The organism is Thermogutta hypogea (assembly GCF_055386265.1).
In genome coordinates this window covers 4,136,490-4,148,451 of sequence record NZ_AP042425.1, presented here as the reverse complement: position 1 = coordinate 4,148,451, position 11,962 = coordinate 4,136,490, and the positions used below count along the sequence as shown (strand labels likewise).

Here is an 11,962-nt window from a genome sequence, read left to right as displayed (position 1 = left end):
GTACAACCCAATTATGGAACAGGCTGCGGCGGAGCGGCGGGCTGTGCGGATTGCGCGCGACGAAAGGACTTTGCAGACGGCTTGGGAAGCCGGCTTCCGCTTTCCGCTGCGTCGTCCGGAGAGTGCTAAGCTTTGGATGAAACACGGAACGATATCCGAGTGGAGCGGGCAGGTCGCGATTACGGCCTCTCCGTCGGTCCACGCGGAGGGCGGCGGCTCGCCCGTCACATGCCGCGCGAGGCGCCGCGCCGGGAAGTCGGGGCGAGCGGGTCGTGCAGGCCCTCCAAGAATTCGAGGATGCCGAGATGAAATTCCTCATGGCGATCAATTCGTTGCTCCGTACGCTGGCGGGTTTGGCGTTCGTCGGCCTCTTGGCCGCCGTCGCCTATTTCGGCTACACGGAGTATTTCGCCAGGGAACGGGCACAGCAGGCCATGAAGGCGGAGCTGGACGAAACCAAGGAAAAGCTGGCCCAAACCGCTTCCGAACTGGAGGAGCGCCGGCAACAGGTGAACGTCTTGACCGAGCAGGTGGCGGACCTGCGTACCGAAGTCGCCGAAAAACAAAAGCAGATCGAACGGCTCCAAACGGCGGTGCGGCTGCTCAAGGTCGATCGCCGCGTGGCGTACCTGGACTGCTTGCAGCTTCAGCCGGGCGACGATCAGAATCCGCCCCGGGCGAAACTCCGCTTCGTGGAGATCGATCCCCAGGGACGGCCCGTGGGCGAGCCCCGCTTGCTGGAGGTGACGGGCGACAGGGTCTACGTCGACGCGCTGGTGGTCAAGTTCGAGGATCGATTGGTGGAAGAATCGGATCCGCTGCGGGCGGCCTCGCTGTGTCTGTTCCAGCGAATCTTCGGAGACCGCCAAAGCCCGGCCGAGGGCGTCTCGCTGGACGAAGAGGGTCGGCAGCCCGAGGTGTATCGTTCGGGCGGTGCGATGACGGACTTCGAGCGGGAGTTGTGGCGGCAATTCTGGGACTATGCCCGGGATGAGGAAAAGGCCAAGGCCGCCGGCATCCGCGCGGCGCACGGTCAGGCCGTGTACCTCGCGATGGAGTCGGGGACGCGCTACAAGATCACGATCCGCGCTTCGGACGGTCTGACGCTGACGCGAGAAGGCCCGATCCCGGCCGGTCTGAACGGTGCCCTTTGACGAGTTCGAGGTCTCGCCCCGAGGCGTGCACGGATAAATGGTGCACGCCGCCCCGTGGCATCGGCATCATGCCGGACCGCCGGTGCAAGCCGGCGACGCTATGGAGCGACACTTGGTCGAGACGCCGGCATACGTGGGTGGTGCTTTTGTGGAGAGCTTGTGTGAGAGGCCGGCGTCAGCCGGCGGCGGAAGCACCGCGTCAACGTTGGGAGCCTAGAGCCGTAACGGCGTGGTGCGGACTCAGGTACTGTCGCACGGTTTCGATCAGCACGTCGCGGCGAATCGGCTTGGTGAGGTAGTCGTCGCAGCCGGCCTTGAGGCACTTTTCGCGATCGTCCGGCATGGCGTGTGCGGTGACGGCGATGATCGGCCCGCGCCAGCCGGCCTGGCGGAGCCGCGTGCAAGCCTCGTAGCCGTCCATGACGGGCATCTGCATGTCCATCAAGATGAGGTCGAAGGGGCGGCCTTCGTTGAGCGATCGCAGCGCCGCCTGCCACCCCTCGAGGCCGTTCTCGGCCGTTTCCGGTTCCCAGCCCGCCAGTTGCAACAGGCGTCCCATCAATCGGCGGTTTTCGGGCGAATCCTCGACCAGCAGGACGCGGCCGCGGGGGCCGTGCGACGCCGGTTCGTTCGTTTCCACGGCGGCCGCTTCGGCAGGCAAGGTCGCCTCCCCCGGCAAGCCATACGCCAAGTCCGCGCCGGGCAAGAGTTCGGCATCGAGGGAGACTGTGAAGGTGCTGCCCTCGCCCGGGCGGCCGACGGCCTCCAGGGTTCCGCCCAAAGCCTGAACCAGACGCTGGGCAATGGCCAGACCCAGTCCCAACCCTCCGTGCCGCCGCGTGGAGGTACCGTCCGATTGATGGAACGGCTCGAACAACTCGGCCAAGGTTTCCGGGTCGATGCCCGGACCGGTGTCGCGGACGGAGAACTGCATTTGCGAACGGCCGCCGGCGACTTTCACCCAGCGGACGCGCAACACGACCTCGCCGCGTTCCGTGAATTTGACGGCATTGCTGAGCAAGTGGAGCAGGATTTGCCGCAGGCGTCGCGGGTCGGTGCTGATCAGCGAGGGCATGGGAAAGGCGTATTCCGCGCGGACCGCCAGCCCTTTCGCATCCGCTTGCGGCTTCACCCATTCCAAAACCTCTTCCGCGACCTGCCAGGGACGGCATTGCACCTTTTCCAACACCAAATCCCCGCGATCGAGAACCGATAATTCCAGCAGATCGTTGACCAGCGCGAGCAGATGGCGGCCTTGGCGGCGAATGACCTCGAGGTGTTGGGATCGTGCGTGCGGGTCGGCCTCCTCGGCCAGCATGTCGGCGTAACCCAGGATGGCCGTCAGCGGCGTCCGCAATTCGTGGCTGATATTGGAGAGGAATTCCGTCTTGGCGCGGTTGGCGGATTCGGCTTCGCGGCAGAGTTTTTCCCACAGCTCGCGTTCGCGTTGCTGCCGAATACGTTCTTCGCGTTCGGTCACGGTGCCGATGAAGACTTCGCCGCGGGCGAGACGGAGCATGTCCTGCTCGGCCGCCTGGTGATCCACTCGCGTTCGCAATTCCTGAAAGAGGTTTTCGGAGTGCAGCAGGCAACCGGCCATGGCCGTGGTCAGTTGCAGCAAGATGGCGGTGTCGTCCGCCGGCGGCGGTTGATCGGGCGAGGCGGGCCGGGCGGCCGACACGATCACCGACCTGCCGACCTCCAGTTGGGCGGCCAGCACTTCCATGGTCGCTTTCAAGCCCGGCACGCGCGAGGCCCAGGCGCGGCGTTCGCGCAGCCGGCTCGTCGCCTGTTCGACCAAAATCTCCGTCTGCCGGGGCGTGAAATGATCGGACCAGCCGGGTCCGCTCACACGCTCGCCGGAGGGTTCATCCACGACCAGCCAAACGGTGTTGCTCCCTTGTTCGATCAGCCGGTCCGCGCCCGCGTTGCGACCGACCGTGAGCCCCGGGACTTCGACGGCCCTGACCAAATCCTCCAGGCTGGTTGCGCGGAGTTCCATATTCCGTGGCCTCATGCAGTGAGGCGGGACGTCGCGAGCGGCGGTCGCATCACGAAATCACCGCCTTTGGTTTCCCATCGCCCCGTTTTCCGGCCCCCGCTTTCCCGCCCGGCGAGTAAGGCTGCCGCACTCGTTAGGACGGGCGTGCGCAGTAATCTCATATCTGAAACAGCCCCGACTGGGCGGACATTTCGTCGTCCAAGTCCGCGGCCAAGACCTTCAGGTCCGTGGCCGTCAATCCCAGGGCGGTCACGGTCTGCGGATGGAACCGTAGCAGATTCATGCCGACCGAGGACATGCCCTTGAGAGTGCAGAGCAAATTGGCCACCTCCACGCAGCGGACCAGCGCGATGTGTTCGCCGCGATAGGCCGCCGATTGATGGTGATAACGGATCGCCGCCGCCGCCGAATCCGGGAAGGACCATTGCTCGGCCAGCGCCGCCCCGAATTCCACGTGGTTAAAGCCCAAGACGCTCGTTTCCGTCTCGTACAGCGTCGCCGATTCCTGCAAGGACTCGATGATCTGCACGAACTGCGCGTGAAAATGCTGATCGATCAGGATGATGCCGATATCGTGCAGCAGACCGGCCAGGAACACGTCTTCGAAATTGGTGATGCGGAGTCGCATGGCCAGCATTCGGGCGCACAGACCCACGCCCACCAAGTGCCGCCACAAATCGATGCGGCGATACGGCCCCACGCCGTCGCCCGCCTTGAACAGATCGGAGACCGTGGCGGTGACCGCTAAGTTGCGAATCTGTTTCAGTCCCAGGTAGGCGATGGCCTGCTGCAAGTTGGTGATCTTGGAGCGCAAACCGTAGGCCGACGAGTTGACGCAGCGAATGACCCTGGCGCTGAGCGCCGCATCCGCCTCCATGACGGACTTGAGGTCGGCGGCGCTGGAGTTCGGGTCGTCGGCCACACGAATGATGTTGAGAGCGACCTGCGGCAAGGTGGAGATTTCGTGCACCTTCCGCGCCGCCCGCACAGCCGGCTCTCCGGCTGTCGCTGAAGTTTGCGTGACAACACTCATGGAATCTCCGTTCCTGTCTTACCGTTTTTCAAGCCGAGGCGCCGGCCCCCGAGGGCAACGCGACGAAGCGCCTCCGCGCGGTGGGCAGTACGGGGCACGGCCTGCATCCCTCCAAGTCCGGCATGATCGAGGGCCGCGCTCGGCCGCGGCTGCGTACGCTTCGCAACCCGTTTTCTCTCCTGCGAGAGCTATTTCCTAGCAACCATAGCTTGCGTTCGGTGCGCAGGCGGTACGCGGGACGGGAGCCGACCGACGGTCCGCGTAAGGGGACCGCGCCGAGACGTTCGCTTTGTAGCGATTGCGCGGATGCGTCCGGGGGGCGAGACGCGGCAAACCGAAGTCGATGAAGGGGAATCGGCATCAAGACAAAAAGACCGGTCCCCGGAACAACCCAGGGAACCGGTCTTCGGGAGACGCATCACTATCGCGACCGGGCGGATTCGTACCGTGGCCCGCGGGCGACGCGAACCGAGATGTCGGCCCTTCGCGGGGGCCTCGCCCGACTTTGCGGCACGGTCAGCGGACCGCCATTTCCAGGGCCGCCAGAAACGGGACGGGGTCGCTGCCCAGGGCGTTGAGGACGGTCCCGCCGGCCGTGAAGTTGTAGATGCCCCACGCCGGATCGCCGTACTTCTCCAGGGCCTTGCCGCCTTCGCCGCCGCCCACGAACACCTGGACCCCGGCATCCTTGAGGCGTTTCAACTGTTGCACGAAGCGGCGTGTGCCCTCCTCGAATTGCGGCTCCTCGAACTTGCCGAAGACGCCGTTGTGGAACGCCACCGCCGGCTCCTGAAGCCCTTTCGTCCACTCGATGAATTCCCCGATCTTCCGCTCGAACAGCTCCGAGGTGGCGGGGCCGACGTCCAATTGCTGTTCGCCCGGCCCGATCGTCGTGGAAACGCGGCCGTCCTGGAGCACGAAATCGATCGGCATGACGAATTGGATTCCCTTGCCCCGGCCTTCGGAGAGAATCCGTTGCGCCTGGTCGATGCGGTCCGGCGGGATGTAATAGGGCTTATCGGAATGGGCGGGGTCCTCGGCCACGCCGATGCAGACGTCCTTGCCCTCCAACCGGGCCGCCGCCTTGATCAGGCCCACCGCCAACGAACCGGCCGTGAACACCCAGCGAATCTTGCCGCGGCTGATCATCGCTTCCAAGTCGTCCAGCTTGTCGATCTTCAAACCGCTGGAAATGACGAGCTGAGCGTTGAGGCAGGTCGTTAACGGACCGGAGAATTCGCCGTAGGAATACTCGCCCAAGGCGACCTTGTCCATCGCGGCGGGGACGACGACCGAGGAGGTATCCAAGCTGCCGGCCGAAAAGGCCTCGTGCACGTAAACCTTCCCGATCTTGGCGGCGAATTGGCCGGCGATCTTGGCCAAGCGATCGGCCAGTTTGGGAACGTCGGTCGCCTTGGCCTTCCACAGAATCCGCTCCATGTCGTACTTGCGGGTATTCTCCAAAAGGATCAAGTCGCCGGGCTTGGCTTCGGCCAGCGCGGCCGTGACCTCCGGGCGAATGCCGTCCGTCTCGGGGTCGAACCATTCGGAGATGAGTTGAACCGGGCAGCCCATGATCTCGCTGATGCGTTTTCCGACCTTTTCCAGGCTGAGCTGGGGATCGCGCCCGATGTGGCCGAAGATGACCTGGATCCAGCCGCGATCGCGACCGATTTGCAGCGTATCTTTCATGGATCGCAACCGGATGTCGCCCTCGCCGACCTTGGCCCCCGGCTTAGCGTCCAAGTCACCGCGGACCAGGACGACCGTGCCGCTCGGCACATCGGTCAGGTCCTTGACCCTGGGGATTCGCTTGAGGTACGTCTCCAGTCCCAGGTTCTGCTTCTCGGGGCCGATCAAGCGGTTCAACCACGACTGCATTTGTTCGGCGGTCACTGCCATCGCGATTTCTCCCTATGTTCAACGAGTACTTGCTGATGTCGCCGCGTTGATAAGTCCGAAGACCAAAGCCTGATGCGGAGTTCACCCGCACTGCGAAGTGGTGATTTGCGGCGCACCCTCCCCGGCCGTATAAAGGGCCGTATAGAGGTAGTGTAACGGGCCGCCCGCGTCGGTTGTATCGGGGTACCCGTCGAAGGCGGTGTCGATCCATCCGCCGGGCTTGCCCTTCCCGATAAAATCGAGTTTTGCCCGCGATTGTGGCCGGTCACGAGGCGCGGTATACTACGGTTCTCTCTCGGCGGTCGCGGTATCCCCTACGCGGGTGGGGGACGACTCGTCGGAGGCGGCGCACCTGGAGGGAACCCACGGCGCTGGGAATCGGTGTTTTGCCGGACCGCCTCGCCGCCTTCCACGGCTTCCGGTCCGCGGCCGCTCTCCCGACGGGGTATTCTCTCTTCGTGCTCCGGCGGCAAGACTGCGACCTTCCTTTACGAAGGGATTTCTCCCGCGGTTCTGTCCCGAAGCGTATCGCCCTCGAGCATCTCGGATGCCGGGGAAATACGTTTACGGCGAACGGACGCGCTGCGGACGGTGCATGTCCGTCCCGCCCGGCGTTCCTTTCGCCGCCGAACGATTCGGGGAGCAGCAGCGCGGTACTCACGGTTGTTGCCGGCCTTTCCGAGTTTCCGTTGGTAAGTGTTTTTTGCCTCATGGTCAATCGAAATCTGATTCGCGGTTTGGATCCCTCTCCGGAAGAGTGGGAAATGGAACTTCAGCAGGCTTCCGCCGGCCTCCCGCCCGAGGAATGGGTCCTTTCGCACGAAGACGTCTCCGTCAACCAGATCGTGGAGGGGCGCATCCTCCGCGTGGAGCGGGACTTCGTCGTCGTGGACGTCGGCTACAAAAGTGAAGGCATCGTCCCGCTTTCCGAATGGGAGGAGGGCGAAGAGCCGCCCAAGCCCGGCGACACCGTGAGCGTGCTCGTCGAGGACCTGGAAGACCAGTTCGGGCTGGGCGACGACTACCGCGGCATGATTACCCTCAGCAAGCGCAAGGCGGAGAAGATCCGGGCGTGGATGCGGGTGATGGAGACCGTGAAGGAAGGCGACGTCGTCAAGGGTACGGTGACCCGCAAGATCAAGGGCGGATTGCTGGTCGATATCGGCGTCAACGTCTTCCTGCCCGCCAGCCAAGTCGATATTCGCCGCCCCTCCGACATCGGGGAGTATATCGGCCAGACCATCGAATGCCTGGTGCTCAAGATCGACGAAGCGCGGCGCAACATCGTCGTCAGCCGCCGGGCGCTGATCGAACGGGAACGGGCCGAGAAAAAGGCCCAACTACTCGCCGAGCTGGAGGTCGGCCAACTCCGCAAGGGCGTGGTCAAGAATATCGCCGATTTCGGCGTCTTCGTGGATCTGGGCGGGATCGACGGCCTGTTGCACATCACCGATATGAGCTGGGGACGCATCAACCACCCCTCGGAGATGGTCTCGATCGACCAGGAACTCGAGGTCGTGGTCCTCGATATCAATCGGGAAAAAGAGAAGATCGCCCTGGGCCTGAAGCAAAAGACGCCCAGTCCCTGGGAGGACATCGAGTTGCGCTATCCGGTCGGCAGCCGGGTCAAGGGAACCGTGGTCAACGTGATGAACTATGGGGCCTTCGTCAAGCTGGAAGACGGCATCGAGGGGCTGGTACACATCAGCGAGATGTCGTGGACGCGGCGGATCAATCACCCCAGCGAGGTCGTCCAGCTCGGCGACGAGGTCGAGGTGGTCGTGTTGGGAATCGACAAAAACAAGGAGGAAATCTCGCTCGGCATCAAGCAAACCGCCGAAAATCCCTGGGATCGCGTCGAGGAACGGTACCCCATCGGCGCGGTGGTCAAGGGGACGGTTCGCAACCTCACCAATTACGGTGCATTCATCGAGTTGGAGGAGGGGATCGACGGCTTGCTGCACGTGACCGACATGTCCTGGACGCGGAAAATCACGCATCCCAACGAAGTCCTGGAGAAGGGACAAGAGGTGGAATGCCGCGTCCTCTCCGTGGACAAGCAGCGCCGCCGCATCGCCCTGGGCCTGAAACAGATGGCCGAAGACCCGTGGGAAAACTACATCCCCAGCAAGTACCAGCCGGGGCAGATCGTCAAGGGAACCGTCACCAAGATCACCAACTTCGGCGTGTTCGTGGGCCTGGAGGAAGGCTTGGAGGGCCTGCTGCACATTTCGGAATTGGCCGATCACAAGGTGGACAACCCCGAGCAGGTGGTCAAGCTGGGAGATGAGATTGAGGTCAAGATCTTGCGGGTGGATCATGATGCCCGCAAGATCGGACTATCCCGCAAGCGCGTCGAATGGGCGGAAGAGGAGCAGGCGGCCGAGGACAAGAAGGCCGAATCGCCCGCTCCGCCGCAGCAGGAGCTGAAAGGCGGCTTGGGCAGCAGCGGTCCTTTGATCCAGGGCTTCGGCCAGGAAGGCTGAACCCGCCTTTCGGTCCCAAGCATTCCGCCGAGCACGGAATCGCCTCAGCGCGTCGCGACGGCTCATCGGAATATCAGGCCGATGAGCCGTCTTTTCGCGCGCCCGGCACCGCCCCGCTCCGGCCCCCCGGCCTCATCGCACCAATCGCCAGGGACGGAAGAATCGTTCCGCGGGGCGCATTCGCGCCATCTTGTTACCCGGCCGCTTCTCTCCAGCGCGGCGGCCCCCGGCGTCGATAGCCCTTTCAAGGGAAAATCTCCGAGCAGGCAGCGACGCTGATATCCCATGAGAAAAATCAAGCGCAAACCCTTCGACGACGACCCCTCCGGCCATTCGCCGCTGGAAACGTACCTCCGTGAGATCAACGAGACGCCGTTGCTCTCGCCCGAGGAGGAGCAAGAGTTGGCCGTCGCCATCGGCAACGGCGATCCCGTCGCCCGGGACCGCATGGTCCGCGCCAATCTGCGCCTGGTGGTCAACATCGCGCGGAGTTACACCGGCAAGGGCCTCAGTCTGCAAGATCTGATCGAGGAAGGCAACCTGGGCCTGATGCGAGCCGTCGAAGGCTTCGATCCCGCCATGGGAACGCGGTTCTCCACCTACGCCAGCTATTGGATCAAGCAGTCGATCAAACGGGCGTTGATCAATTGCGCCAAGACCGTCCGCATCCCCGCGTACATGGTGGAGCTGCTTTCCAAGTGGCGTCGGGCGACGGCGCGTCTTACCGAAGAGCTGGGCCGCACCCCGACCGCGGAGGAAATCGCCCGCGTTCTCGGCGTCCCCCGCAAAAAGCTTTCGATCATCAAGAAAGCCATCCGCATCTACAATCTCACGCCGCAGACCGACCAAGGCGACAGCGGTTGGTCCTTGGGCGAGACGATCGAGGACGAGCGTTCTCGCTCCCCCGACGAGACGCTGGTGGAACACGACAGCATGTTCCATATTCGCGAGAGGCTGCGGACCATGGACCCCCGCGAGGCCGCCGTGCTGAAGATGCGGTTCGGCCTGGAGGACCGCCAGCCGCGGACGCTCAAGGAGATCGGCGAGGTCCTGGGGCTGACGCGGGAGCGCGTCCGCCAGATTGAGTGCGAGGCGTTGGAGAAGCTGGCCCAGGCCATCGAGGGTCAGTGAGCGTCGGGCGCGACCGCATCCGGTGCCGGCGGCTCGCCTTGGTGCTTTGCACCTTGTCGCTTTGCAAGGCGAAAAACGCGTCGCAAGCCGCGCGAGCGTCAGCCGCGTGGAATCAACGGCGGGCGTCGAGGGCCCGCCGCATGGCGGCGCCCATGTCGGCGGGGCTGTCCGCGACCACCACGCCCGCCTCGTTCAAGACCTTGATCTTGTCGGCGGCGGTACCCTTTCCGCCCGTGATGACGGCCCCCGCGTGGCCCATCCGCTTGCCCGGCGGGGCCGTTCGGCCGGCGATGAAGGCGGCCACCGGTTTGGGAAACCGCTCCGCGATGTATTCCGCCGCCTGCTCCTCGGCATTGCCGCCGATCTCGCCGATCAGCAGCACGCCCTCGGTCTCCGGGTCCGCGGCGAACAGTTCCAACAGATCCACGAAGCTGGAGCCGACGATGGGATCGCCGCCCAGGCCCACGCAGGTGGACTGTCCCAGCCCCAATTGCGTGAGCTGCCAAACCGCCTCGTAGGTCAGCGTGCCCGACCGGCTGATCACGCCGATGGAGCCGCGGCGGTGGATGTACCCCGGCATGATGCCGATTTTGCAGGCCTCCGGGGTAATGACCCCGGGACAATTCGGGCCGATCATGCGGGCGCCGGCGGCACGGACGGTCGGCATCACCCGAGCCATGTCGAGGACGGGGATGCCCTCGGTGATGACGACGATGGTGCGAATTCCGGCGTCCACGGCCTCCAGGACGGCTTCCGCGGCGAAGGGCGGCGGCACGAAGATCATGGTGGCGTCGGCGCCGGTGGCCTGCACGGCCTCTTCCACGGTATCGAAGACGGGGACGCCCTCGGCTTCGGTTCCGCCCTTGCCCGGCGTCACCCCGCCCACCACTTGGGTACCGTACTCCAAGCACTGGCGGGTATGGAATCGCCCGGCCTTGCCCGTGATGCCTTGGCACAACACCTTGGTGTTTCGATCAACCAGAATGCTCATCGCGGAATCGCCTTGTTTTGCCTTCGCCGGGCCGATGTCACGCGGAGGCCGCCGCGTCGCAGGCCGCGACCACTTTTCGGGCGGCATCCGTGAGGTCGCTTGCGGTGATGATGTTCAGGCCGCTCTTGGCCAGGATTTCGCGGCCCGCCTGCACCTCCGTACCTTCCAGCCGCACCACCAGCGGCACATGGACGCCCACCGTTTGATAGGCCGCGATCAGGGCCTCGGCGATGGTCGTGCAGCGCATGATGCCGCCGAAGATATTGACCAGCACCGCCCGCACGCCTGCGTCGCCGAGGAGAATGCGAAAGGCCTCGGTGACCTGGCGCACATCCGCCCCGCCGCCGACGTCGAGGAAGTTGGCGGGCTTGCCGCCGTGCAGCATGATGAGGTCCATGGTACTCATGGCCAGGCCCGCCCCGTTCACCAGGCAGCCGATGTTGCCGTCGAGTTTGACGTAGCTCAAGCCGGCGGCCTGGGCACGCACTTCCGTCGGCTCCTCCTCGTTCAGATCCCGCAGCTCCGCCCATTCGGGATGGCGATAGGCGGCGTTGTCGTCGAAGTTGATCTTGGCGTCGAGGGCCAGCAACGTGCCGTCCTCGGTCACCACGGTGGGGTTGATCTCCAGCAGGCTGCAATCCTGCTCCAAAAAGCAGCGGACCAAGGCCGGAAGGAAGGTCGCGGCCGATCGCTCGCTCGCCCCGTCCAGCCCCAGCTTTTTCGCCAACTTTCGTACCTGGAAGCCGCGGAGCCCGGCCCAGGGATCGACCGGTTCGTGGAAGATGGCCTCGGGGCGCCGGGCGGCGACGGTCTCGATCTCCACACCTCCCTCGGCGGAAGCGATGAGAACGGGTTTGCCGCGATTACGATCGACGACCAACCCTAGATACAGCTCGCGGCGGATGGCGCAGCCGGCCTCGACCAAAACGCGCCGCACCAAGCGGCCTTGCGGTCCGGATTGGACGGTCACCAGCGTCTTACCCAGCATGGCCGCGGCGGCCCGCTCGGCTTCCTCGGGCGAGCCGACCAATTGCACGCCGCGCTGGGCGGGGTTTTCCGCAAAGGTCCCTTTACCCCGGCCTCCGGCGTGGATTTGGGCCTTGACGACGGCCCGGGCGACGTTCAGGCGGCGGAAGACATCGGCCGCGGCCTCGGGCGTCTCGACCGCTTCGCCGCACGGGACGTCCACCCCGTAACGTACCAACAAGGCCTTGGCCTGGTATTCGTGAATCTTCATGAGAACCCACCTCGCGAGGACCCATC

8 protein-coding genes are annotated in these 11,962 nt (G+C 64.5%); 3 read left to right on the top strand and 5 right to left on the bottom strand.

The window, feature by feature from the left end; all coding sequences use genetic code 11:
• Positions 1-305 precede the first annotated feature (305 nt).
• On the top strand, positions 306-1,154 hold the full coding sequence (locus ACZ5B4_RS14910; protein ID WP_464912025.1) for a hypothetical protein: 849 nt from the start codon (positions 306-308) through the stop codon (positions 1,152-1,154).
• A 199-nt stretch (positions 1,155-1,353) separates the two neighbouring features.
• Here the strand turns inward: ACZ5B4_RS14910 and ACZ5B4_RS14905 are convergent, their stop codons facing one another.
• The 3 genes from ACZ5B4_RS14905 to pgk all read right to left on the bottom strand — a co-directional run bounded on the left by ACZ5B4_RS14905 (position 1,354) and on the right by pgk (position 6,091).
• Complete coding sequence (locus ACZ5B4_RS14905) at positions 1,354-3,156, bottom strand: ATP-binding protein (RefSeq protein ID WP_464912024.1); 1,803 nt, start codon at positions 3,154-3,156, stop codon at positions 1,354-1,356.
• A gap of 157 nt (positions 3,157-3,313) precedes the next feature.
• A complete protein-coding gene (locus tag ACZ5B4_RS14900) occupies positions 3,314-4,189 on the bottom strand; it encodes an HDOD domain-containing protein (protein WP_464912023.1) in 876 nt (291 codons plus the stop codon).
• Between the two features lie 516 nt (positions 4,190-4,705).
• Positions 4,706-6,091, bottom strand: coding sequence for a phosphoglycerate kinase (gene pgk, locus ACZ5B4_RS14895; protein WP_464912022.1), 1,386 nt, complete (start codon positions 6,089-6,091; stop codon positions 4,706-4,708).
• A 710-nt stretch (positions 6,092-6,801) separates the two neighbouring features.
• On the opposite strand from pgk, the gene ACZ5B4_RS14890 reads away from it, so the two are divergent.
• Positions 6,802-8,577 (top strand): 30S ribosomal protein S1, encoded by a 1,776-nt coding sequence (locus tag ACZ5B4_RS14890; protein WP_464912021.1) that lies wholly within the window; start codon positions 6,802-6,804, stop codon positions 8,575-8,577.
• A gap of 285 nt (positions 8,578-8,862) precedes the next feature.
• Positions 8,863-9,708, top strand: a complete 846-nt coding sequence (locus tag ACZ5B4_RS14885; protein ID WP_464912020.1) for a sigma-70 family RNA polymerase sigma factor — start codon at positions 8,863-8,865, stop codon at positions 9,706-9,708.
• Positions 9,709-9,820: 112 nt separating this feature from the next.
• Here ACZ5B4_RS14885 and sucD read toward each other — a convergent pair whose 3' ends face one another.
• Positions 9,821-10,699 carry a succinate--CoA ligase subunit alpha gene (sucD, locus tag ACZ5B4_RS14880; protein WP_464912019.1) on the bottom strand — a complete coding sequence of 293 codons (879 nt, stop codon included), beginning with the start codon at positions 10,697-10,699 and terminating at the stop codon, positions 9,821-9,823.
• A 37-nt stretch (positions 10,700-10,736) separates the two neighbouring features.
• Positions 10,737-11,936 carry an ADP-forming succinate--CoA ligase subunit beta gene (sucC, locus tag ACZ5B4_RS14875; protein WP_464912018.1) on the bottom strand — a complete coding sequence of 400 codons (1,200 nt, stop codon included), beginning with the start codon at positions 11,934-11,936 and terminating at the stop codon, positions 10,737-10,739.
• Positions 11,937-11,962 lie beyond the last annotated feature (26 nt).

What these genes read in the sequence shown, in the direction of transcription:
- sucD (WP_464912019.1), bottom strand. Translation starts at nt 10,699, where the DNA reads ATGAGCATTCTGGTTGATCGAAACACCAAGGTGTTGTGCCAAGGCATC.
- ACZ5B4_RS14905 (WP_464912024.1), bottom strand. Translation starts at nt 3,156, where the DNA reads ATGGAACTCCGCGCAACCAGCCTGGAGGATTTGGTCAGGGCCGTCGAA.
- ACZ5B4_RS14885 (WP_464912020.1), top strand. Translation starts at nt 8,863, where the DNA reads ATGAGAAAAATCAAGCGCAAACCCTTCGACGACGACCCCTCCGGCCAT.
- ACZ5B4_RS14910 (WP_464912025.1), top strand. Translation starts at nt 306, where the DNA reads ATGAAATTCCTCATGGCGATCAATTCGTTGCTCCGTACGCTGGCGGGT.
- pgk (WP_464912022.1), bottom strand. Translation starts at nt 6,091, where the DNA reads ATGGCAGTGACCGCCGAACAAATGCAGTCGTGGTTGAACCGCTTGATC.
- ACZ5B4_RS14890 (WP_464912021.1), top strand. Translation starts at nt 6,802, where the DNA reads ATGGTCAATCGAAATCTGATTCGCGGTTTGGATCCCTCTCCGGAAGAG.
- ACZ5B4_RS14900 (WP_464912023.1), bottom strand. Translation starts at nt 4,189, where the DNA reads ATGAGTGTTGTCACGCAAACTTCAGCGACAGCCGGAGAGCCGGCTGTG.
- sucC (WP_464912018.1), bottom strand. Translation starts at nt 11,936, where the DNA reads ATGAAGATTCACGAATACCAGGCCAAGGCCTTGTTGGTACGTTACGGG.